Below are 9,609 nucleotides of genomic sequence, written 5' to 3'. Positions count from 1 at the left end.
GTGCGAGGTCCTCGCGGGTACGGGCGGCATCCGGCACCGGGGCCCGCTCCGGACCGCACGCGGATCCCGTCCCGGGCCCCGGTGCCGGCACAGCAGCGGAGCCGCTGCCCGGAGGGACGGGGACGTTCGCGCCGACGGAGACGCCGGGTTGCGGCCCCGACGCTCCGCCGCCCCCGGACGTCGCACCACCCGGGGATGACCCGGCCGGGGGCGCGGCGGCGGCCTCGGTGGTGAAGCGGTCGTCGATGGCCGAGGTCTCGGACTCGTACTGCTGGAGCGCGCGGTTCGCGATCTCGTCGTTGATCTGGTTGTGCTCGGCGATGGTGACGTGGTCCGTGCCGCGGCCCTGGAGGGACTGCCAGGCCTCGCTGATGTTGTCGCCCGCGCGCTGGATCCAGGAGAACTCGGCCGGGTCCATGAACCGGACCTGACCGCGCATGCGCTCGAACGCGCTGCCGTGGTCGAGCATGCGGTCGGCGCCGTTCTGGGCGACGGTCGCGGTGCCGTCGACGCCGGTCGCGGTGCGGTCCAGGGATTCCTGGGCCGCCCGGGCGGCGGGGCCCTGCCACGAGATGCCGAGGTCGGCCATGCCGCGGTCGAGTGTCTGCTTGGTCGCCGCCATGTCGTCGACGAGGGAACGCAGGCTGTCCGCCGTCTGCCGGGTCGCCTCGGCGCCCGGTTTGCCGAGGATCCATGCCGACTTCGTGGCGATGTCGAAGGCTTCGTAGTTGTAGCAGCGGGGGAGAGGCACGGTCGGATCCCTAACGCTCGAGCAGCGGGCCGTCGGACGGCGGAGCGGTGGACTTCAGGGTCGCCGTGTTCTCGTCCTCGATCAGGCCGTACTCCTGCGCGGCCTGCTTCAGCCGGTCGCGCGCCTCCTGAACTTCGTCCATGTAGTCGACATGAGCACTCGTGATCGAATCGACCTTCGGCTGGAAGACGGCAACGGCATCGAGCGAAACCGGGTCTGCCCCACACGGCGGAACGTTCTTCAGATTGGCCACCTGCTGCCGAATCCTCTGCATCGCCCTGAACTGCTCATCCATTCGCCGATACACGCCCATGATGTTGCCCGGATCAATCTGCAGCATGAGCGAATCACTGGCCGAGCCCCGCGGTTCTTGAGCAGACATCTCCATACAGTGAAGAGTAGGCCGACCAACGCGCGGCGAGGCGACATCGGCCATGAACGTTCGCAACCGCAAATCTGATCAACGCGATCGGGCAGCATCCAGGTAGCTCTGAGCCAACGCTTCAGCTCGGGCACAGACATCGTCTATCGATCCGCGAGTCTGCTCGTCGTACCCGAAGTCCTGAACCTGAACTCGGACGCTGGCGGTGTCTGCCGCGTCAAGGTAGAGGCTGCACAACGGCGCCGAGTCCTCACTCTCAATCATCCGCACGGCCCCGAAACCACCGACGACAGTGACCGTGGCGCCCTGTGCCGTCACGATCTTCGATGCTGCGGTCTGAATCGTCTGGACGCTGTAGTTCTCTACGGTGTCGTAATTGCCCCACCCGCACACACGACTGGGACCGTCCGCGAGGGCAACTACCGAGGGCTCATCGCCCTCGACACCGAAGCGCTGCCGAAGCTCGGGGGTCATCGCCACACAGGGGTCGACGTTCGCCACATCGATCTCCGCCGGCCGCTTCGGAAACGGCCCCTCCGGCTCCGCAGCCCCACACCCCACGACCACCCCGCACACCACCAGCAGGACGAGAACGAGTCGGACCACCAGCGACGCTCCCCCGGACAGGAACAGGACCGCAGCAGGCTAGCCCGCCGCCGTCGTCCCCGGGCCCGTTCCGGTCAGGCCGCGGCCGCCGATTCGTCCGGACGCCGGTGGTAGCTGTCCACATAGGTCTGCTCCGACAGGTCCGCGATGGCGTCCATGATCTCGTCGGTGACCGCGCGCCGGATCGCCGGCGCGCCCTCCAGCCCGTCGTAGCGGCTGAACTCCAACGGCCGCCCGAAGCGGATCTCGACGCGGGCCAAGCGCGGGAACAGCCGTCCGATCGGCTGCACGCGCTCGGTCCCGATCAGGCCGACGGGCACGACGACGGCTCCCGTCGACAGGGCCAGCGACGCGACGCCGGTGTGCCCGCGGTGCAGCTTGCCGTCGAGTGAGCGGGTGCCCTCCGGATAGATGCCGAACGCACCGCCGCGCTCCAGGACCTCGCGCCCGGCCGCGAGTGCGGCGAGTCCGGCACGGGCGTTGGCCCGGTCGACCGGGATGTAGCCGAGCGCACCCAGGAACGCCGCCATCAGGCGTCCGCGCAGGCCACGACCGGTGAAGTACTCGGCCTTGCCGAGGAAGGCGACCTTGCGCGGGGCGACGAGCGGGATGAACGCCGTGTCGACGGCCGCGCGGTGGTTCGCAGCGAGGATCACCGGCCCGGTGGCCGGGATGCGGTCCGCCCCGCGTACGCGGGGCCGCCACACGAGCCGGACGAGTGGCGCGAGGACGTAGCGGATGAACAGCTGCACCGTGAACCCCGATCGATGAGCGACGTCCACAACTCCGTGCAGGGGGACCCGACGTCCCGGCGCCGAACGACGCCCGATTCTGCTCCGTGACCGACCCGTGACGGAAGCCCCGCAGCCCGTTCAGTCCACGTCAGGATCGGCGAACTGGGCCCGCAGCGCCCGCAACGCCTCGCTGCGGGTCATCCCGGTCGCCTGCAGCAGGTCGATCGCGATCGAGCGGACCTGCGCGACGAGCACCGCCGCCGATCCCGCGGGCGCCGTCTGCCCCTCCGCCGGCCGCACGACGACCGCACCCGGGTCGGCGAGGACCGGCGCGTGCTGCACGGCCTCCAGGATCGGGCCGTGGGCCTTCTCCCGGTCGCCGTCCTGCCCGAGCTCCCCGATCAGTGCCTCGACGGCGGCGGCGAGCTCGGTGATGGCGTCCGGCAGACCGGGCGGGACCGGTTCGCCGTCCTCGATCGCGGTCATCGCGCGCCGAGCGAGCACCCGGGCGTTGCGGTGGGCATAGTCGGCCCGTTCGGCGAGGGTCCGGTAGCGGCGCAGCATGGCCCGGCGCGGCCGGTGCATCGGCGAGACCGTCACGACCTCGCCCGCGGAGCTGACGGCGGTGCGCAGCTCGTCGATGACGGCCTGGGTGTCCCGGGCCCGGGCCAGCGCTCGCGACGCGTTCTCCCGGTCGCCCTCGCGCAGCGCCGTCGCGGTCTCGGTGAGCACGGTGACGAGGTCGTCGAGCACCCGGCGGGCGACCCGGCGGACGATCCGGACCGGGTGCGCGGGGATGACCGCGGCCACCAGGATCCCGGCGAGGCCACCGATCAGGGCGTCGATGCAGCGGTCGATCCCGCCGGTCTCGGTGGGCGGGAGCAGCGTCGTCACCAGTACCGCGGAGACCGCGGCCTGGTTGACGAACAACGTGCCACCGTCGGTGAACACCGCGACGACCAACGCGAGCGCGACGACGAGCACCAGCTGCCAGAGGCCGCTGCCGATCCGCGCGATCAACAGGTCCCCGACCAGCACCCCGATGCTCACCCCGACGACGAGTTCGGCGGTGCGGCGCAGCCGCGAGTTGAGCGACATGCCCAGGCTGAGCACGGCCGCGATCGGCGCGAAGAACGGTCGCGTGTGACCGACCAGGTCACCGGCCACCCAGAGGGCGAGCCCGGCGGCCATGGAGCACTGCAGGATCGGCAGCCACGACGCGCGGACGCGCCGGGCGCCGGCCCGGCCACGTGAGCGGATCCGGTCCCACGCGGCCACGGGCGTCAGGACACGCCGAGGGCGGCGAGCGCCTCCGGGTCCGAGTCGGAGATCAGCGTGCGCAGCCGCTCGACCTCGGGGGCCTCCCCGATCGCCGTGGCGGCGCGCAGCAGCGCCCCGCAGGACCGCAGGAAGCCCTGGTTCGGCTCGTGCGACCACGGGACCGGGCCGAAGCCCTTCCAGCCGTTGCGGCGCAGCTGGTCCAGGCCACGGTGGTAACCGGTGCGGGCGTAGGCGTAGGCGGCCACGGTCTCGCCGGCGTCGAGGGCGCGCTCGGCGAGCACCGCCCAGGCGATCGACGACGACGGCGACCCCGCCGCCACCTCCGACGGGTCCTTGCCCGCCGCCAGGTCAGCCGCCGCGGGGTCGACCGGGAGGCGCGTGTCGTCGGGCTCGAGCAGGTTGCCGTGCAGACTCATGGCGCCATCCTGGCGCGTGCCCACCGGTCGTCGCCAACCGGTGGGCACGCGACCGGGCTCAGAGGGCCTTGCCGGCCGACTTCAGCGACTCGCAGGCCTCGATGACACGCTCGCTCATCCCGACCTCGGCCTTCTTCAGGTACGATCGCGGGTCGTAGACCTTCTTGTTGCCGACCTCGCCGTCGATCTTGAGCACGCCGTCGTAGTTCTCGAACATGTGCGACACGATCGGCCGGGTGAAGGCGTACTGGGTGTCGGTGTCGACGTTCATCTTCACGACGCCGTAGGTCAGCGCCTCGTGGATCTCCTCGAGCAGCGAGCCGGAGCCGCCGTGGAAGACCAGGTCGAACGGCTTGGCGCCGGCGTCGAGACCCAGCTTCTGCACGGCCACCTCCTGGCCCTGCTTGAGGATCTCCGGGCGGAGCTTCACGTTGCCCGGCTTGTAGACGCCGTGCACGTTGCCGAAGGTCGCGGCCAGCAGGTAGCGGCCCTTGTCTCCGGCACCGAGGACGTCGACGGTGCGCTCATAGTCGCCGGGGGCGGTGTACAGCTTGTCGTTGATGTCGTTCGCGACGCCGTCCTCCTCACCGCCGACGACGCCGATCTCGACCTCGAGGATGATCTTCGCCTTGGCCGCCTGCTCCAGCAGCTCGGCCGCGATCTTCAGGTTCTCCTCGAGCTCGACCGCGGAGCCGTCCCACATGTGCGACTGGAACAGCGGGTTCTGCCCCTTGTCCACGCGCTCCTGGCTGATCGCGATCAGCGGACGCACGAACGAGTCCAGCTTGTCCTTGGGGCAGTGGTCGGTGTGCAGCGCGATGTTGACCGGGTACTTGTCCGCGACGACGTGCGCGAACTCGGCGAGCCCGACCGAACCGGTGACCATGTCCTTCACCCGGGTGCCGGACAGGAACTCCGCACCACCGGTCGAGACCTGCACGATGCCGTCGGAGCCCGCCTCCGCGAACCCGCGCAGCGCCGCGTTGAGGGTCTCGGTGCTGGTCACGTTGATCGCCGGGTAGGCGAACTCGCCGCTCTTGGCGTTGTCCAGCATCTGGTTGTAGATCTCGGGCGTGGCGATGGGCACGGGGCCTGCCTCCTCGTCGTCGGCGATCGCTGCTCCGCGCAGCGCTCCTTGTCTCCGGGTGAGTATCACGTACCCACGGCGAAGGGGGAGCCATCGTCGGTGATGGGCCTGGTCTCACCGCGGACGACGCCGCCGACCGCTGCACCGGGTGACACTGCTGCACCGGGTAATGCTGCGAAGGCTGTCGGTGGTGGTCGCTAGGGTGGTGGTCGTGGAGGAGGAGCGGGCCGAGAACGCCGTCGACCGGACGCTGGGCCGGTTGCGCGCCATCGACAGCCGACCGGCGCCCGAGGGCACCGGGCCGCATCAGTTCGCCCCGGGCACGGCGCCCACCCCGGTCGACGGGCCGGGTGGCTCGGGATCCCGGCAGGGGCCGGACACGCCGCTGACCCTGGCCGACCTCTACCGCGACCACCGGCTGCGGCTCATGCGCCTCGCGATGCTGCTGGTGGACATCCCGGCCACCGCGGAGGACGTGGTGCAGGAGGCGTTCACCGGCCTGCACCGGCACTGGTCCGGCCTGCGGGACGAGACCGCCGCGGTCGCCTACCTGCGCGCGGCCGTGGTGAACGGGTCGCGCTCGGTGCTGCGGCGCCGTCGCACGGCGCGCGAGTACGTGCCCCCGCACGCGGCGAACGCCCGCTCGGCGGAGTCGCTGGCCATGCTGTCGGCCGAGCACCAGTCGGTCGTCGACGCGCTGGCCCAGCTCCCGCCGCGCCAGCGCGAGGTCCTCGTCCTGCGCTACTACGGCGGGCTGACCGAGTCCGAGATCTCCGAGGCCGCCGGGATGAGCCGCGGCACGGTGAAGTCCACCGCCAGCCGCGCGCTCGACGCCGTCGCCCGGATCATGGCCGAGCGCGCCGGGACCGAGGCCGTCCGACGTCCGGGAGAGCTGCGATGACCGGCCCCCAGCCACCGCAACCCGGCCGCGACGACGCCGCCCGCCGGATCGGCGAGGCGCTCCAGGCCCAGGCCCGCGGGCGCCCGATGCCGCAGCGTCCCGCGGCGGGCCCGGCCCCCGTGCCACCGCGCGTTCCCGGCCGGATCCCGCCGCCGGTCCCGCGTCCCGCGCCGCCCCCGCAGCGCCGGCCGCAGCAGGCCCCGGCGCCGGCGCCCGCCCGTTCGGCGACCGGCCAGATCGTCTGGGCCGCCGTGGTCGCGCTGCTCCTCGGTGCCCTGCTCGGCGGCGGTCTCGCGCTGGTCTCGGTGCTCCTGCCGGGTGCGCTGCCCGCCCTCGGCTGAACCGCTCACAGCACCTCCACAGCGACGGCGACGTCGGCCCCCGTCACCCGGCCGGTACCGTTTCTCGGCGTGACGGTTCTCGCCGCGACGCAGACGCTCGCCCTCGGTCCCGACTGGCTCGACCCGGCGGTGATCATCGAGTCCCTGGGCCCGTGGGCCCTGGTGGGCGTCGCCGCGATCATCTTCGCGGAGTGCGGGCTCCTGCTCGGGTTCTTCCTCCCGGGCGACTCACTGCTGTTCACCGCGGGCCTGTTCGTGGCGCAGGGCGCGATCGACGTCCCGCTGTGGCTGGTCAGCCTGGTGCTGGTGGTGTCGGCCTTCGCCGGCAACGCCGTCGGCTACGGGATCGGCTACCGCGCCGGCCCGGCGATCTTCGACAAGCCCAAGTCGAAGCTGTTCAACCCCAAGCACGTCGAGAAGACCCACGAGTTCTTCGAGAAGTACGGCAACCGGGCCATCGTCCTGGGCCGGTTCGTGCCGATCGTGCGGACCTTCATCACCGTCAGCGCGGGCGTCGCGCGGATGGACCCGAAGCGGTACCTGACGTACTCGCTGATCGGCGGCGTCGCCTGGGCGGCGGGCGTGACGGTACTGGGCTACTTCCTGGGCCAGTTCACCTTCGTCCGTGAGCACATCGACCTGATCCTGGTCGCGATCGTGCTGGTCTCGGTGCTGCCGATCGTGTTCGAGGTGCTGCGGGCGCGGGCCGCGTCGAAGCGTGGGGGGCCCGCCGGCCCGGTCGACGGCGTCGCGGGCGCCGCGGCCGGTGTGGCAGCCGCCACCGTCACCGGCCACACCGCCGACGACGACCCGGCCGCGGTCACCATGCAGATGCCCGCCGTCGGGAACGGCCCGGCACCGCAGCACGGGCAGCCCCGGGACGGTCGGGCCCCGTACCCCCCGCAGCCCGGTCGCGCCCCGCAGAGCGGTCACGCCGCCCCGCAGCACGGCGGGCCCGCGCCCCTGCCCGGCGCCGGACCCCGCCCCCAGGACGGCACCGAGCCGCCGTACCGCCACACCACCGGCCGTCCCGCGATGCCGCCCCGCGCGGGCGGCTGAGCGTCGACCGGCACGTTTTCGCCCCCCCGGCGGGGCGGAAACGTGCTGATCACCAGGCGTCGGACAGGTCCGCGTGCTCGCGGATCCAGCTGTGCATCACGATGCCGGACGCCACGCCGGCGTTGACCGAGCGCGTCGAGCCGAACTGGGCGATCGACACGACCAGGTCCGCGGCGTCGCACAGCTCCGGGGAGAGTCCCGGGCCCTCGGCGCCGAACACCAGCACGCAGTCCCGCGGCAGCGACGTCCGCTCCAGCCGGGCCGCCCCCGCGACGTTGTCCACCGCGACCACGGCCAGACCGTGCTCCCTGGCGAACGCGACGAGCCCGCCGGCGTCGGCGTGGTGGTGCAGCCGCAGGTAGCGGTCGGTGACCATCGCGCCGCGACGGTTCCACCGCCGTCGTCCGACGATGTGCACACCGGCGACGCCGAACGCGTTCGCCGTGCGCACCACCGTGCCGATGTTGTGGTCGTGGCCGAGGTTCTCGATCGCCACGTGGAACGGGTGCGCCCGGCGCGCCAGATCCGCCGCGACCGCCTCACGACGCCAGTAGCGGTAGCGGTCGACGACGTTGCGCCGGTCCCCCTGGTCCAGCAGCTCCGGGTCCCAGTGGTCGCCGTCGGGCCACGGCCCGGCCCACGGGCCCACCCCGACCTGGCCGGGGACCGACCACTCGCTGGGCCCTGGCTCGCTCATCCCAGCTGCAGGTCCGCCAGACCCAGCAGCGCGCGGTACGGCACGCCCTCGGCCTCGACCGCCTCCCGGGCGCCGGTGTCGCGGTCGACGACCGTGCACACGCCGACGACGTCGGCGCCGGCCGCCAGCACCGATCGGACCGCGGTCAGGACCGAGCCGCCGGTGGTGGAGGTGTCCTCGACGACCAGCACCGGGAGACCGGCGATGTCCGGGCCCTCGATGAGCCGCTGCATACCGTGCTTCTTGGTCTCCTTGCGGACGACGAACGCGTCGACCGGGTCGGTGTCCGGCTCGGCCGCCGCCGCGTGCAGCACCGCCGTCGCGACCGGGTCCGCGCCGAGTGTCAGCCCACCCACCGACCGGTAGGTCCAGTCCGCGGTGAGCTCGCGCAGCAGCCGCCCGATCAGCGGGGCCGCCTCGTGGTGCAGCGTGACGCGGCGCAGGTCGATGTAGTAGTCGGCCTCCGCGCCGGAGGAGAGCGTGACCCGCTCGTGGACGACGGCGATCTCCCGGACCAGCGCGGCCAGCCGGGAACGGTCGGTGTGTGCGGAACTCATGTGCGATCCCTGTCGAACGTCGCCGTGATGCGTCGCAGCAGGCCCCGGGGCAGCACCCCGGTCGCCCCCACGATCGCCTTGTACTGCCGGGAGGGCACCGAGACGACCCGGCCCCGGCCGAGGTCGGCGAGCGCCTCGTCGACGACCTGGGAGGCCTCCAGCCACAGCGGGCCGCGGCGGGCGCCGACGTCGATGCCGGCACGCTCGTGGAACTCGGTGCGCACGTAGCCGGGGCACAGCACCATCGCGCGCACCCCGGTGCCCTGCAGCGACGCGGCGACGCCCTCGGTGAAGGAGATGACCCACGCCTTGTCGGCCGCGTAGGTGGAGCCGCGCCCGGCCAGGAAGCCCGCGACGCTGGCGACGTTCAGCACCGCGCCGGTGCCGCGGTCGACCATTCCGGGCAGCACGGCCCGGGTCAGCTCCAGTACGGCGGCCACGTTGACCTGCAGCTGCCGGGCCAGGTCGGCGGCATCGTTGTCCAGGAACGACGAGCCCAGCGCGAGCCCGGCGTTGTTGACGAGCAGGTCGACCGGGGCGAGGTCGGGATCGGCGAGGCGACGCACGACGCGGGCCCGCTGGTCCGGTTCCGACAGGTCGGCGGGCAGCACCTCGACGACCACGCCGAGGTCGCGGTAGCGCTGCGCGGCGGCCTGGAGGCGGTCGGCGTCGCGCGCCACGAGCACGAGGTCGCGGCCGTCGGCGGCGAGCCGATCGGCGAACGCGGCACCGATCCCCGACGACGCGCCCGTGATCATGACGGAGGGCACGCGGAGAGCCTAGTGCGTCCGCACCCG

At 72.6% G+C, this 9,609-nt stretch carries 13 protein-coding genes; 3 read left to right on the top strand and 10 right to left on the bottom strand.

Annotated features, from left to right (window positions below):
• From FVA95_RS18740 to fbaA, 7 genes are all read right to left on the bottom strand, one after another.
• Positions 1–751 (bottom strand): WXG100 family type VII secretion target (locus FVA95_RS18740; protein WP_240051586.1); only part of this gene is annotated, 751 nt, incomplete at its 3' end.
• Positions 752–761: 10 nt separating this feature from the next.
• Complete coding sequence (locus FVA95_RS18735; RefSeq protein WP_149665349.1) at positions 762–1,139, bottom strand: PE domain-containing protein; 378 nt, start codon at positions 1,137–1,139, stop codon at positions 762–764.
• Positions 1,140–1,211: 72 nt separating this feature from the next.
• Positions 1,212–1,739: a DUF3558 family protein gene (locus FVA95_RS18730; RefSeq protein WP_161992355.1), complete on the bottom strand. Its 528-nt coding sequence runs from the start codon at positions 1,737–1,739 to the stop codon at positions 1,212–1,214.
• A gap of 74 nt (positions 1,740–1,813) precedes the next feature.
• Complete coding sequence (locus FVA95_RS18725; RefSeq protein WP_149665347.1) at positions 1,814–2,491, bottom strand: 1-acyl-sn-glycerol-3-phosphate acyltransferase; 678 nt, start codon at positions 2,489–2,491, stop codon at positions 1,814–1,816.
• 120 nt (positions 2,492–2,611) lie between these two features.
• Positions 2,612–3,751, bottom strand: coding sequence for an aromatic acid exporter family protein (locus FVA95_RS18720; RefSeq protein WP_240051585.1), 1,140 nt, complete (start codon positions 3,749–3,751; stop codon positions 2,612–2,614).
• 5 nt (positions 3,752–3,756) lie between these two features.
• A complete protein-coding gene (locus FVA95_RS18715) occupies positions 3,757–4,170 on the bottom strand; it encodes a DUF3151 domain-containing protein (protein ID WP_020623386.1) in 414 nt (137 codons plus the stop codon).
• A gap of 58 nt (positions 4,171–4,228) precedes the next feature.
• Positions 4,229–5,257 (bottom strand): class II fructose-bisphosphate aldolase, encoded by a 1,029-nt coding sequence (gene fbaA / locus FVA95_RS18710; protein ID WP_075309450.1) that lies wholly within the window; start codon positions 5,255–5,257, stop codon positions 4,229–4,231.
• Between the two features lie 169 nt (positions 5,258–5,426).
• Here fbaA and FVA95_RS18705 point away from each other — a divergent pair, with 169 nt between their 5' ends.
• The 3 genes from FVA95_RS18705 (at position 5,427) to FVA95_RS33950 (ending at position 7,558) form a co-directional block, all read left to right on the top strand.
• Complete coding sequence (locus FVA95_RS18705; RefSeq protein ID WP_370460874.1) at positions 5,427–6,158, top strand: RNA polymerase sigma factor; 732 nt, start codon at positions 5,427–5,429, stop codon at positions 6,156–6,158.
• Complete coding sequence (locus FVA95_RS18700; RefSeq protein WP_149665346.1) at positions 6,155–6,499, top strand: hypothetical protein; 345 nt, start codon at positions 6,155–6,157, stop codon at positions 6,497–6,499. Before FVA95_RS18705 ends, FVA95_RS18700 begins: the two co-directional genes overlap by 4 nt.
• Positions 6,500–6,568: 69 nt before the next feature.
• Entirely contained in the window at positions 6,569–7,558 is a 990-nt protein-coding gene (locus FVA95_RS33950; RefSeq protein WP_205015896.1) for a DedA family protein, read from the top strand.
• A 49-nt stretch (positions 7,559–7,607) separates the two neighbouring features.
• Here the strand turns inward: FVA95_RS33950 and FVA95_RS18690 are convergent, their stop codons facing one another.
• The 3 genes from FVA95_RS18690 to FVA95_RS18680 are packed head-to-tail and all read right to left on the bottom strand — an operon-like array spanning position 7,608 to position 9,582.
• Positions 7,608–8,255, bottom strand: a complete 648-nt coding sequence (locus tag FVA95_RS18690; RefSeq protein WP_149665345.1) for an RNA methyltransferase — start codon at positions 8,253–8,255, stop codon at positions 7,608–7,610.
• On the bottom strand, positions 8,252–8,812 hold the full coding sequence (gene pyrE, locus FVA95_RS18685; RefSeq protein WP_020625733.1) for an orotate phosphoribosyltransferase: 561 nt from the start codon (positions 8,810–8,812) through the stop codon (positions 8,252–8,254). Before pyrE ends, FVA95_RS18690 begins: the two co-directional genes overlap by 4 nt.
• A complete protein-coding gene (locus FVA95_RS18680; protein ID WP_020625732.1) occupies positions 8,809–9,582 on the bottom strand; it encodes an SDR family oxidoreductase in 774 nt (257 codons plus the stop codon). Before FVA95_RS18680 ends, pyrE begins: the two co-directional genes overlap by 4 nt.
• Positions 9,583–9,609 lie beyond the last annotated feature (27 nt).

This window comes from Pseudonocardia sp. EV170527-09, from assembly GCF_008369905.1.
Lineage (GTDB): Bacteria > Actinomycetota > Actinomycetes > Mycobacteriales > Pseudonocardiaceae > Pseudonocardia.
This window is presented reverse-complemented; position numbering and strand designations above follow the sequence as displayed.